This is a genomic window from Maribacter sp. 2-571 (assembly GCF_050589625.1).
Classification (GTDB): domain Bacteria; phylum Bacteroidota; class Bacteroidia; order Flavobacteriales; family Flavobacteriaceae; genus Pelagihabitans.
In genome coordinates this window covers 1-2,500 of sequence record NZ_JBNGOP010000057.1, presented here as the reverse complement: position 1 = coordinate 2,500, position 2,500 = coordinate 1, and the positions used below count along the sequence as shown (strand labels likewise).

The 2,500-nt window shown below is 51.8% G+C and carries 2 tRNA genes and 2 rRNA genes (1 of these 4 cut by a window edge); all 4 read right to left on the bottom strand.

The window, feature by feature from the left end:
• Nucleotides 1-770 (bottom strand): 23S ribosomal RNA (locus ACRD7P_RS20795) (it extends 2,066 nt beyond the left edge of the window).
• Between the two features lie 218 nt (nucleotides 771-988).
• Nucleotides 989-1,065: transfer RNA gene (locus ACRD7P_RS20790), tRNA-Ala, on the bottom strand.
• A 158-nt stretch (nucleotides 1,066-1,223) separates the two neighbouring features.
• Nucleotides 1,224-1,297: transfer RNA gene (locus ACRD7P_RS20785), tRNA-Ile, on the bottom strand.
• 133 nt (nucleotides 1,298-1,430) lie between these two features.
• Nucleotides 1,431-2,500: ribosomal RNA gene (locus ACRD7P_RS20780) — 16S ribosomal RNA — on the bottom strand; the annotation flags it as partial.

Below are 2,500 nucleotides of genomic sequence, written 5' to 3'. Positions count from 1 at the left end.
CGTCAACGGGTTCGGGCCTCCACTATGTGTTACCACAGCTTCACCCTGCCCATGGGTAGATCGCACGGTTTCGCGTCTACTACTACCGACTAAAGCGCCCTGTTAAGACTCGCTTTCGCTACGGCTCCGTTCCTGAAGAACTTAACCTTGCCGGTAAAAGTAACTCGTAGGCTCATTATGCAAAAGGCACGCCGTCACCCATATGGGCTCCGACCGCTTGTAGGCGTATGGTTTCAGGATCTATTTCACTCCCTTGTTCAGGGTTCTTTTCACCTTTCCCTCACGGTACTGGTCCACTATCGGTCTCTCAGGAGTATTTAGTCTTGGCGGATGGTCCCGCCGGTTTCACACAGGGTTTCACGTGCCCCGCGCTACTCAGGATACCGCTATCTTACGTCTCTTTGCCTATACCGGGCTATCACCGTCTATGGCCCCTCTTTCCAAAGGGTTCTAGTTCATCAACGCTCGAACATCGCGGTCCTACAACCCCGTCATTGCCGAAACAACAACGGTTTGGACTAATCCGGGTTCGCTCGCCGCTACTACCGGAATCACTATTGTTTTCTCCTCCTCCGGCTACTTAGATGTTTCAGTTCACCGGGTTTGCTTCCCTTGCGGGATGACATGTCTTCAACATGCCGGGTTGCCCCATTCGGATATCCGCGGATCATATCGTATGTGCCGATCCCCGCGGCTTTTCGCAGCTTATCACGTCCTTCTTCGCCTCTGAGAGCCTAGGCATTCCCCATACGCCCTTTTCCAGCTTGTCGCCAAACCTTCTATTCTAATTCGTACTTTACCTTAATAAAATTCGTGTAATTCAATTTTTGCGGATACATATACCGTCCGAAAACGGTACCTATATCCTGTCCCAATATGTCAATGAACTTTTTACGGTCAACAATTTCAGATCGTTGATCGTACAGTGGAGAATATCGCCCCGACGCTTCGGGGGAACCGATGACCTAGATCATCTTTTTTCCACGGTTGGTGGAGAATATCGGAGTCGAACCGATGACCTCCTGCGTGCAAGGCAGGCGCTCTAGCCAGCTGAGCTAATCCCCCATTTTTCTAGTTATGAGTTATTAGTTATGAGTTATGAGTCAAAAACCCGCAACATACCCAACTTCTAAAATTTCCAATACTTGTATTCTCAATGAACGTATCCAAAACCGATCCGTTGACGGACCAAACGGTCCGGTCATAAAATCAGCCTTGGGCTGTAGTCCCGGGCAGACTCGAACTGCCGACCTCTACATTATCAGTGTAGCGCTCTAACCAGCTGAGCTACGGGACTGTCCCGGATCGCTCGCGCGACCGTTCCTTTATTCCTTATATCGTAAAGACAATGACTTTATATCTTGCAAAATTAAAATAAACCGAGGCGACGCGGCGCGTTAATCCCTTATGGACCGTAAAGGTCGCTCTAGAAAGGAGGTGTTCCAGCCGCACCTTCCGGTACGGCTACCTTGTTACGACTTAGCCCTAGTTACCGATCTTGCCCTAGGCCGCTCCTTACGGTGACGGACTTCAGGCACTCCCGGCTTCCATGGCTTGACGGGCGGTGTGTACAAGGCCCGGGAACGTATTCACCGGATCATGGCTGATATCCGATTACTAGCGATTCCAGCTTCACGGGGTCGGGTTGCAGACCCCGATCCGAACTGTGACCGGTTTTATAGATTCGCTCCGCCTTGCGACGTGGCTGCTCTCTGTACCGGCCATTGTAGCACGTGTGTGGCCCAGGACGTAAGGGCCGTGATGATTTGACGTCGTCCCCACCTTCCTCGCGGTTTGCACCGGCAGTCCCGTTAGAGTCCCCATCATGACATGCTGGCAACTAACGGTAGGGGTTGCGCTCGTTATAGGACTTAACCTGACACCTCACGGCACGAGCTGACGACAACCATGCAGCACCTTGCAAATTGCCCGAAGGAAAAGCCATCTCTGGCCCTGTCAATATGCATTTAAGCCCTGGTAAGGTTCCTCGCGTATCATCGAATTAAACCACATGCTCCACCGCTTGTGCGGGCCCCCGTCAATTCCTTTGAGTTTCATTCTTGCGAACGTACTCCCCAGGTGGGATACTTATCACTTTCGCTTGGCCGCCCAGTGCTCAAGGCACCGGACAGCTAGTATCCATCGTTTACGGCGTGGACTACCAGGGTATCTAATCCTGTTCGCTCCCCACGCTTTCGTCCATCAGCGTCAGTATATGGTTAGTGAGCTGCCTTCGCAATCGGTGTTCTATGTAATATCTATGCATTTCACCGCTACACTACATATTCCGCCCACTTCACCATAACTCAAGACCACCAGTATCAAGGGCAGTTCTACGGTTGAGCCGCAGACTTTCACCCCTGACTTAATGGCCCGCCTACGGACCCTTTAAACCCAATAATTCCGGATAACGCTCGGACCCTCCGTATTACCGCGGCTGCTGGCACGGAGTTAGCCGGTCCTTATTCTTACGGTACCGTCAGCGCGCTACACGTAGCAC